At 72.0% G+C, this 9,117-nt stretch carries 8 protein-coding genes; 7 read left to right on the top strand and 1 reads right to left on the bottom strand.

The window, feature by feature from the left end; all coding sequences use genetic code 11:
* Positions 1-236: 236 nt before the first annotated feature.
* Genes ACW9TB_RS18845 through ACW9TB_RS18835 form a run of 3 tightly spaced genes read left to right on the top strand, consistent with a single transcriptional unit; the run spans position 237 to position 3,550 of the window.
* Positions 237-2,063 (top strand): substrate-binding and VWA domain-containing protein, encoded by a 1,827-nt coding sequence (locus ACW9TB_RS18845; protein WP_472749304.1) that lies wholly within the window; start codon positions 237-239, stop codon positions 2,061-2,063.
* Positions 2,063-2,794, top strand: coding sequence for a hypothetical protein (locus tag ACW9TB_RS18840; protein ID WP_472749303.1), 732 nt, complete (start codon positions 2,063-2,065; stop codon positions 2,792-2,794). The genes ACW9TB_RS18845 and ACW9TB_RS18840 overlap by 1 nt, the downstream gene beginning before the upstream one ends.
* Before the next feature lie 9 nt (positions 2,795-2,803).
* Positions 2,804-3,550, top strand: coding sequence for a PspA/IM30 family protein (locus ACW9TB_RS18835; RefSeq protein ID WP_472749302.1), 747 nt, complete (start codon positions 2,804-2,806; stop codon positions 3,548-3,550).
* 5 nt (positions 3,551-3,555) lie between these two features.
* Here the strand turns inward: ACW9TB_RS18835 and ACW9TB_RS18830 are convergent, their stop codons facing one another.
* Positions 3,556-4,083 (bottom strand): cysteine dioxygenase family protein, encoded by a 528-nt coding sequence (locus ACW9TB_RS18830; RefSeq protein WP_472749301.1) that lies wholly within the window; start codon positions 4,081-4,083, stop codon positions 3,556-3,558.
* Positions 4,084-4,158: 75 nt separating this feature from the next.
* Here ACW9TB_RS18830 and ACW9TB_RS18825 point away from each other — a divergent pair, with 75 nt between their 5' ends.
* The 4 genes from ACW9TB_RS18825 to ACW9TB_RS18810 all read left to right on the top strand — a co-directional run bounded on the left by ACW9TB_RS18825 (position 4,159) and on the right by ACW9TB_RS18810 (position 9,117).
* A complete protein-coding gene (locus tag ACW9TB_RS18825) occupies positions 4,159-5,025 on the top strand; it encodes a LysR family transcriptional regulator (RefSeq protein ID WP_472749300.1) in 867 nt (288 codons plus the stop codon).
* Positions 5,026-5,212: 187 nt separating this feature from the next.
* The gene (locus ACW9TB_RS18820; RefSeq protein ID WP_472749299.1) at positions 5,213-5,857 is read left to right on the top strand and encodes a LysE family translocator; all 645 of its coding nucleotides are present in this window, start codon (positions 5,213-5,215) and stop codon (positions 5,855-5,857) included.
* A gap of 420 nt (positions 5,858-6,277) precedes the next feature.
* On the top strand, positions 6,278-7,585 hold the full coding sequence (locus ACW9TB_RS18815; RefSeq protein ID WP_472749298.1) for a LuxE/PaaK family acyltransferase: 1,308 nt from the start codon (positions 6,278-6,280) through the stop codon (positions 7,583-7,585).
* Positions 7,582-9,117, top strand: a complete 1,536-nt coding sequence (locus ACW9TB_RS18810) for an acyl-CoA reductase (RefSeq protein ID WP_472749297.1) — start codon at positions 7,582-7,584, stop codon at positions 9,115-9,117. The genes ACW9TB_RS18815 and ACW9TB_RS18810 overlap by 4 nt, the downstream gene beginning before the upstream one ends.

Here is a 9,117-nt window from a genome sequence, read left to right as displayed (position 1 = left end):
GCCCCGGCATGTTCCTGGCTCACGGCGAAGAACGCATGCTCCTGGCTCACGGCGAAGAACGCATGCTCCGGGCTCACGGCGAAGAACGGCGGAAGGATTTCCGGGGTCATCGCCGACGGCCCGGGATCCCGTGTGAACCCGTCGGTTTCCGGCGCCCGCGAACAACTCCGGTCATGGCGAACTCTGGGGGCGTTTCGTTCGTCGGATAGGTACAGACATCTCCCCGGGAGGCAGGGTTGTACCAGCAACCACAGCGACGGCGGAGGAACTTCGCCCCGTTCATCGTCGCGATCATTCTCGCCGGAGCCCTGATCGTCGCCCTGCGGATCCTCGTCGGCGCGAACGAACCCGGAGGAACGGGAGAGGCGCGCGGCGCCTCGGAGCAGCCCAGGTCCTGCGAGGACGGTGTCACCCTGACCGTCGCCGCCTCGTCGGAGAAGGCCGAGCTGCTGCGGACGATCGCCTCCGGCTACAACGGCAGGCAGGTGGGCGGGCGCTGCGCCGACGTCGTCGTCGAGACCAAGGCGAGCGGCGGCGCGATGCAGGCGCTGGCCAGGGGCTGGGACGAACGCCAGGACGGCCCCCGCCCCGACGTGTGGTCGCCCGCCAGCAGTGGCTGGATCACCCTGCTCCAGCAGCGCGCCTCGGGAAACGACTCCGCCTCCCTGGTCGCCGCCGACAACCCGTCGATCGCCAAGACGCCGCTGGTCGTCGCGATGCCCCTGCCGATGGCCGAGGCGCTGGGCTGGCCGGGCAAGAAGCTCGGCTGGTCCGACGTGCTCGCCGTGTCGGCCGGGTCGTGGGCGAAGTACGGCCACCCCGAGTGGGGGAGTTTCAAACTCGGCAAGACCAACCCCAACTTCTCCACCAGCGGCCTGAACGCCACCGTCGGCGCCTACTTCGCGGCGACCGGCCTGTCCGGCGACCTGTCGGAGAAGAACGTGGCCGACGCGAAGGTCAGGGACTTCGTACGGGGGGTGGAGCGTTCGATCGTGCACTACGGCGACACGACGCTGACGTTCCTGTCGAACCTCCAGCGGGCCGACGACGCGGGCGCGGGCCTGAGCTACATCTCCGCGGTGGCCGTGGAGGAGAAGTCGGTCTGGGACTACAACCAGGGCAACCCGACCGGTGACCCCGCGACGCTGGGCAAGCACGCCAGGCCCAAGGTGCCGCTGGCGGCGATCTATCCCAAGGAGGGCACGCTCCTCTCCGACAACCCGTACGCGGTGCTGACGGCCCCGTGGGTCGACGACGCGAAGCGGGCGGTGGCGGCCGACTTCCTGGCGCACCTCCAGGCCCCCGAGCAGCAGGCCAGGTTCGCCGAGTTCGCCTTCCGCTCGTACGACGGCAAGGCGGGCAAGCTGATCACCCAGGCGAACGGGCTGCTGCCCGCCGAGCCGAGGACGACGCTGAGCCCGCCCGCGCCGAACGTGCTCGACAAAATACTCACCGGCTGGGCCGACCTGCGCAAACCCGCGAACGTCCTCATGGTCATCGACGTCTCGGGCTCGATGGGCGCCTCCGTGCCCGGCACGGGCAAGAGCAAGCTCGACCTGGCCAAGCAGGCCGCGATCAACGCGCTGCCCCAGTTCGGCCCGCACGACAGGGTCGGGCTGTGGATGTTCTCCACCAAACGCGACGGCGCGAAGGACCACCTGGAGCTGGCCCCGCTGGCCACCGTCGACGGCGCCCAGCGCGAGAGGCTGCGCGCCAGGCTCGGCGGCCTCACCCCCGACGGCGGCACCGGCCTGTACGACACCGCGCTCGCCGCCCACGAGCAGGTCCGCGAGCTGCGGAACGGGGACGCGATCAACGCGGTGGTCTTCCTGACCGACGGCAAGAACGAGGACCCCGACAGCCTCTCCCTGGAGAACCTGCTGCCCGACCTGCGTACCGAGGCGGGCCAGGAGACGGTGCGGATGTTCACGATCGCCTACGGCCAGGACGCCGACCTCGGCGTGCTGAGGCAGATCTCCGAGGCGACCGCCGCCGCCGCGTACGACTCTCGCGAGTCCGGAAGTATCGACCAGGTGTTCACCGCGGTGGTATCCAACTTCTGATGGCACGTCTCGCCGACGAACTCAGGGACCCGTGGGGCCTGCTGCTGGGCGCGACCGCCGGCGGCGCCGCGTGGGCCGTCAGCGTGCACCCGGCCGCCGCCGTGTGCGTGGGCACGGTCGTCTGGCTGTCCAAGGCGGGCATCGCGGCCCTGCAGGATCGCGGGCGTCACACCGGGCCCGCCGTCGCCCCCGGCAGCCCGGAGGAGTACTGGCTCGTACGGGCCGGATCCGCCGCGTACGGCTTCGGCGAGCTGAGCGCCTCGTTGGAGCCCGGCCCGCTGGCCGAGCGGATCACGCTGATGCGGCCCCGGATCGACGACTCGACGGCCACGCTGGAGCGGCTGGCCGGGCAGGCCTCGCTCACCGGCGCCGCGCTGGCCAGGTTCGACCTCGACAGGCTCGGGCACGAGCAGGCCAGGCTGGCACGGGCCCGTGAGGAGGCTGGGCAGGGCCTGACCCAGGACATCGACCGCGCCCTCGCCTCGCTGGCCTCCCAGCGGGCCGTGGTCGAGCGGCTCTCCGCGACCCGGCAGCGGGTGCTCGCCCGGATGGAGTCGAGCGCCATCGGCATCGAGGGGCTCCTCGCCCGGCTGGTGGAGCTGTCGGCGGTGTCGGCGAACGGCCCGCTGGAGCCGATCCGGGTGCTGGACGAACTCGCCGACACCCTCGAAGGAGTCCGCCAGGGTCTCCACGAGACCGAGCAGATCACGCGCGACGCGCTGGATCGATAAGGAGTCCTCATGTTCAAGGTCATCCGTCGGGCCTGGCGCTATCTGGTCTTCGCCCTCTCCGGGCGGCTGGACGAGCTGTCCGACCCCCGGGTCCAGATCGAGCAGGCCCTCCAGGAGGCCAAGGAGCGGCACCGGCGGCTGAGCCGGCAGGCCGCGGCGGTGATCGGCAACGAGCGCGAGCTGGAGATGAGGCTCGCCCGTTCCATGGAGGAGACCGAGAGGCTCCAGGCCAACGCCCGCCAGGCCCTTCTGCTGGCCGAGCGGACCCGGGCCGCGGGCGACGAGCGCAAGGCCCTGTCGTACGAGGACTCGGCCCGCGCCTTCGCCTCGCGCCTGGTGGCGGCCGAGAGCGCGCAGCGGGAGTCGCGGCTGGCGCACGAGCGGGCCGCGCAGGCCTCGGCCCAGGCGCGGGCCGCCGTCGAGACCAACGCGATGGCGCTGCAGAAGAAGATCGCCGAGCGGATGCGCCTGCTTTCCCAGCTCGACCAGGCCAAGGTGCAGGAGGAGCTCAACAGGGCGATGGGCGACCTGTCCGGCCTCACCCCCGCCGACGAGACGCCCACCATGGACGAGGTCCGCGACAAGATCGAGAAGCGCTACGCCCGCGCCCTGGGCGAGGCGGAGCTGACCTCCGGCTCCGTCGAGGCCCGCATGATCGAGGTGGAGCGCGCCGCCATCGACGTCGAGGGGGCCGCCCGCCTGGAGGCCATCAGGGAGAGCCTCAGGTCAGACGGGAAGCCCGAGGTCGAGAAGTAGATCGTTCAGCGGACGGGCAGGTCGTAGACGCGGCGGACGCTGGTGGGGGCGGCGGTGCCGAGGTCGGCCCCGTAGATGTGCAGCGAGATGGCCGTCTCGTCGCCCGTGTTGTGGACGCGGTGGATGTCACCGGGCGGGGCGAACCCGCTCACCTCACCGGTCCGGTTGGCTGTCCTGCCGATCTCGGTCAGGTGGTCGCCGTGGTCGCGGTAGAGGGTCTCGTACTCGACACCCCGCAGCACGCCGAACACGCACCACGCGATGTGGTCGTGGATCACGGTCTTCTGGCCGGGCCGCCAGACCACGGCCATGATCGAGAAGCCCTCCTCGGTGTGGAGGGTGTGGCCGACGTAGTGGTCGGGGTCGCCGAGGCGCTCCTGCTCGGTGAGGATCTCGGGGGACGGCAGCCGTTCACGCAGCAGCCCGGCGACGGCGAAGGCCGTCGTCCGAGGGTCGGCGGACGGGTCGGCGAGTTCACGAACTCCCGCGACCAGCTCGGCCAGTCCCGGGCGGGTGAGCGTCAAGGTTGTCATGTCCCAAGCATGCGCCGGGGAGATCCATAACGTCTAATGCCTATCTTCCCGCTTATTCATAGATAAAGTTAATACATGCTCGATATCGTGCGGCTCCGCGTCCTCGCCTCGGTGTCCCGGCACGGCTCGGTGACCGCGGCGGCCAAGGAACTCCACTACTCCCAGCCCTCGGTGAGCCACCACCTCGCGAAGCTTGAGGCCGAGACCGGCGCCAAACTGATCCAGCGGGTCGGCCGGGGCATCCGGCTGACCGAGGCGGGCCGCCTGCTCGCCGAACGGGCCACCGAGATCATCGGCCGCCTCGACTCCGCGTCCGCCGAGCTGTCGGCGCACGTGGGCCTGCGCGCCGGGCGGGTCAGGCTGGCCGCCTTCCCCTCCGCACTGGGGACGTTCGTGCCCGAGGCCGCCGCCACCCTCGCCGAGGGGCATCCCGGTCTGGAGCTGCGGCTGACCGAGACCGAGCCTCCCGACGCGCTGCGCATGCTCAAGGCGGGCTACGTGGACGTGGCGGTCATCTTCCGCTACGACGACACCGCCCCCGAGGCCGACGGGATCCGGCTGCTCCACCTGATGGACGACCCCAGCTACCTGGTCACCTCCGGCCCGGTCGGCGACCTGACCTCCTACCGCGACTCCCGGTGGATCGGGGGCTGCGACCGGTGCCGCAGCCACCTGCTGGAACTGTGCGCCAGGGCGGGCTTCGAGCCGGAGATCGCCTTCACCACCGACGACATCGTCGCCGTCCAGGCCCTGGTCGCGGCCGGGATCGGGGTGAGCGCCCTGCCGGGGCTCGCCCTGCACGCCCACCGGCACCCGAAGATCAACGCGACTGAGCTCCCCTGCTCGACCCGCCACGTCTACGCCGCCACCTACGGTGAGCCCCCCGACCCCCCGGCCACCACCGCCCTGCTGAGCGCCCTGACCTCGGTGACGTACCCGTGACACCCGCTCCGTACGGGATGCCCGAAGCGGGCGAGGTCCACCTGGCAGTGGGGGGCCGTCCGGCAGCGGGGGGCGTCCGGCAGCGGGGGGTCGTCCTGCGGCGTGGGGGGCGTCCGGCGGCGGGTGGGGACCGTCCGGCGGTGAAAACGTGAGGCGCCCGGGGAACCGGTAACCCTACGATCCGGATATGCCGGATCTGCCTACACTCGCACTCTTCGCCGCCGCGACCCTCGCCCTGCTCGTCGTACCGGGCCCCGCCGTGCTCTACATCGTGACCCGCAGCGTCGCCCAGGGCCGGTCCGCCGGGCTGATCTCGGTGCTCGGCATCCACCTCGGCTCGCTGGTCCACGTGGCCGCCGCCGCCCTGGGCATCAGCGCCCTGCTCGCGGCCTCGTCGACCGGGTTCATGATCGTGAAGTATCTCGGTGCCGCCTACCTGATCTGGCTGGGCGTGCGCAAGCTCATGACCCGCTCGAACGGGGAGGAGTCCTTCGAGCCCCGGATGGCGACCAGGTCCCGGATGTTCTGGGAGGGCTTCGTGGTCAACGTGCTCAACCCGAAGACCGCGATCTTCTTCCTCGCCTTCCTGCCGCAGTTCGCCGATCCGGAGGCCGGGCCGATCGCCCCGCAGATCGTGCTGCTCGGCCTGATCTGGACGGTGCTCGGCATGGCCAGCGACGGCGTCTTCGCCCTGCTCGCCTCGGCCATGGCGGGCCGCCTGCGCCGCTCCGCCCGCGCCCGGCGCCGCCTGGACGTCACCAGCGGCGTCGTCTATCTCGGCCTGGGAGCCGTCGCGGCCCTCACCGGCGAGAACTCCATGGCCAAGGCTTAGACACCCTCGGCGTCGCGTACCCCGGGGAGCCGCCCCCGGGGTACGTAGAAACGACCACTCGGCCGGTTACCCGATATCCAAACGAATTCCGGGATACGCAACACGGTATCGATATCACTAAGTCCAGATAAATCGTCTTTTAACGTGAAAACTTACCGGCCGACCGACAACCCCCAAGGACGGATCAAGTCCCAGCGGTCCCGGAAGCGCTCGCCCCACAGGACGCACGAGATACCCGCAGATCAGCGAGCCGACGCTCACGACTCCGGCGCATCGCGACCCGCCGACCGTCGTTACCGAAAACAATTTCACGATATTTCATATAAAAAACCGGACCACCGGCTCCACCGGTTGATAATCGCACCGGTATTCTCGGCTCGCGGGGTGGTCAGGCCACCCAATACGGGCGACGATCGGACCGTGCCCGGTCCGAATTCACGGCTGACGGCCGTTTCCCCCGTGCAGGCCCTGCTCGTCTGCACCAGGCTCTGGTCCTCGGGAGCCACGATCGACGAGACCCTGGCGGCCCGGCTCAGGGAGACCGCCCTCGTCGGCAACCACCATCGCTACGCCGCCGCCATCCCCGCGTACGCGGCGCTGATCGGCGTGCCGTCCTCCGGGGCGGTCACCCTCGCCGACATCCGCGACCGGTTCCTGGTCACCGACGAGCTCTTCAAGGGGTACGACCCGGCCTGGCTGCGGGGAGGACCGTCCGGACTGTCCGAACTGTCGTGCTGGCTGGGATCCGTCTTCGTCGAACGGCTCACCGGCCCCGACCTCCACGCCGCCGACGTCAACGAGTGGCGGGCCGTCCTGAAACGGCACGGGGTGTACGTCACGTTCTCCAGCGGCACCGGCGGGCAGCCGTCCCTCGTCCCCCGCGACCGCCTGACCCTGGCCGCCCTGCGCGCCGCCTCCGGCGTGCGCCTGCCCTGGACCCCGGCGACCGGCGGCTACGACTTCCTCCAGCTCGTCACCCCCGGGCTGGGCCTGGGAATCCAGTCGGGGGCGACCGGCCTGGCCGAGGGAGCCGTCCGCGTCCACCGGCTGCGGGCCGTCCCGTTCGACCTGCGCTCCCTCGCCGACGAGACGCCACCCCGCCCCGGCGAACGTACCGTCCGCGACCGTGAGGCCATCCCCGGCACCGGTGAGGAGACCGGACACGAGGCCGCGGCCGAGTTCCTGAGGGGCGCCGAACGGCCCGTCCTCATATTCGGGACGCCCCCGGAGCTCTCCGGCCTCCTCGACCACCTCTCGTCGGCGGCGCGGCGGATCCGGTTGCCCCCCGGCAGCCAGGTCGTCACCGGAGGCGGCTGGAAGGGCCGTACCGCGATCCCCCGGGAGGAGCTGGTGGAACGGGTGACCGAGCGCCTCGGCGTGCCGCGCGAACGGTACGTCGACACCTACTCCACCTCGGAGCTGAACACGGTCTTCCCGAGCTGCGTCAACGACCGCTACCACGTCCCTCCCTGTGTCGAGCCGGTCGTCGTGGACGGGCTCCTGACCCCCGTCCACGGCGACGACGTGGAGGGCGGGCTCGCCGTGCTGGATCCGTTCGCGCTGTCCTACCCGGGGTTCGTCGTCACGGGGGACGCCGTCCGGCTCCGCCGCGATCCCTGCGGATGCGGTCTGGCGGGACCGTACCTGGTGGCTCCGATCGTCCGCGCCGCCGGGGCCGGTGAGCGCGGGTGCGCCGCCACGGAGGAAACGGCGGGAGTGGTTCCGTGACGCTCGACGCCCGCACGATCGCCGGTACGCAGATCGTCCGGCTCCCGGCCGTGGTCCGGGGGAAGGTCGTCATGCCCCCCTGGCCCCGGGTGGGTGACGTCCGCCTGGCGGTCGCCGAGCGGGGATCGCACCACGCCGACGGCTGCTACCTGATCGGGCGGCCGGTGGTGGACCGTGACTCGCTCGCGCTCACCGGCGAGACACAGGTGCTCGTCCTGCCCGCCCCCGACCCGTCCTCCCTGCTCGAACCCGACCCGGCCGAGGCGCTGCTGGAGCTCGCGCGCACCCCCGTACCCGAGGTGCTCTCCTTCGTGGACGCGATCGGGGAGGCGCTGCTGGCGGGCTCCCCCGAGGCCGCCGAGGCGGGAGCGCTGCTGGCGGCGACCTCGCTGGTCGGCGATCGCGCGCACCGCGCCTTCCTCGCCCAGCTCCCGGCGCTCTTCGACGGCGACGCCGTCGGCCGCATGATCGAACGTGACCTCGGCGCGGGCCCGCTCGACGGCTGGCGCGAGGTCGGGGAGACGCCCGTACGGGGCATGACCTCGCGCTTCGCGGACCACGCCCGCGAGGCGCCGCCCGCGCTGCGCGCGCTCCCCACCCGGCAGCTCCACCTGACCGCGGGGAACGCCCCCGTGGTCCCGGTGGTCTCCCTGCTGTGGGCGTGGGCGACCAAGGGGGCCGGTGTGATCAAGCCCGCCGCCGAGGCCGCCGCGCTCGTCGTCGCGCTGGGTACGGCGCTGCGCGACACCGACCCCGGCCACCCGCTGGCCAGGCACACGACGCTCGCGTACTGGCGGGGCGGCGACCGGCGGGTGGAGTCGACGCTGTTCGCCGACGGGGCCTTCGACCGGCGGGTCGTCTGGGGCTCCGCCGAGGCCGTCGGCAGCGTGACGGCCCGGGGCGGGACCACCGACACCCTGGTGATGGGCCCGAGGTTCTCGCTGAGCATGATCGGGGCCGCCCTGGTCAGGTCGGACCCGGAGGCCGCGGCCCGCCGCGCCGCGGTCGACTCGCTGATCGCCAACCAGGCCGCCTGCACGTCCTCGCTGCTCCACGTCGTGGAGTGCGACGCCGCCACGGCCGACGCGTACGCCCGCGCGCTCGCCGGGGTGCTGGCCGAGTGGGACGTCGCGCTCCCGCACCGGCCCTCGCGGCACGCGCGAGAGCGCCTCACCCGGCTGCGCAGGGGCCTGCTCGGCACCGGGCGCTGGTACGTCAACGGGGAGTGGCCCGAGGTGTCGTCGGCGGTCGTACGGATCGACGGCGCCTTCGACCTCGCGCGGCATCCCGGCTCCCGGCTCGTCCTGGTCCGCGCGGTCGACGACCTGCGGCGGGCGCTGCCCCTGCTGGGACCGGCCGTCTCGACGGTCGGGATCGCCCCGGAGGAGACCCGGCTCGCGCTGCGGGACGCCGTCGCCGCGTGCGGGGTGGACAACGTCGTCCCGCTCGGCGCGGCCGAGCACGGATACGCCGGGCGCCCGCACGACGGCATGCGGGTGCTCAACCGGCTGGTCAGATGGGTCAACGGCTGA

It is taken from the genome of Streptosporangium sp. H13245, assembly GCF_055690525.1.
This window is presented reverse-complemented; position numbering and strand designations above follow the sequence as displayed.

What these genes read in the sequence shown, in the direction of transcription:
- ACW9TB_RS18835 (WP_472749302.1), top strand. Translation starts at nt 2,804, where the DNA reads ATGTTCAAGGTCATCCGTCGGGCCTGGCGCTATCTGGTCTTCGCCCTC.
- ACW9TB_RS18840 (WP_472749303.1), top strand. Translation starts at nt 2,063, where the DNA reads ATGGCACGTCTCGCCGACGAACTCAGGGACCCGTGGGGCCTGCTGCTG.
- ACW9TB_RS18825 (WP_472749300.1), top strand. Translation starts at nt 4,159, where the DNA reads ATGCTCGATATCGTGCGGCTCCGCGTCCTCGCCTCGGTGTCCCGGCAC.
- ACW9TB_RS18830 (WP_472749301.1), bottom strand. Translation starts at nt 4,083, where the DNA reads ATGACAACCTTGACGCTCACCCGCCCGGGACTGGCCGAGCTGGTCGCG.
- ACW9TB_RS18820 (WP_472749299.1), top strand. Translation starts at nt 5,213, where the DNA reads ATGCCGGATCTGCCTACACTCGCACTCTTCGCCGCCGCGACCCTCGCC.